Raw genomic sequence first — 205 nt, forward strand, 5'->3', positions numbered from 1 at the left:
CGATCGAGCGCACGTTCTCGTGGCTCACCGCCCACCGTCGCCTCGCCCGCGACTACGAGACCAGCCCCGCCCACTCCGAGACCATGATCCGCTGGGCGATGATCGGCATCATGGTCCGCCGACTCACCCGCGGCCGCCCCGCCACCCGACCAGGCCCGCGACCGCTCTCACCCACCGAACCACGAGATCTCAAACGCGGTCTCAG

The 205-nt window shown here is 70.2% G+C and carries 1 pseudogene; it reads left to right on the forward strand.

Annotated features, from left to right (window positions below):
• Positions 1-205: pseudogene (locus IH44_RS49015) on the forward strand (hypothetical protein); the annotation flags it as partial.

Source organism: Kitasatospora sp. NRRL B-11411 (assembly GCF_000721345.1).
Taxonomy (GTDB): domain Bacteria; phylum Actinomycetota; class Actinomycetes; order Streptomycetales; family Streptomycetaceae; genus Kitasatospora; species Kitasatospora cineracea.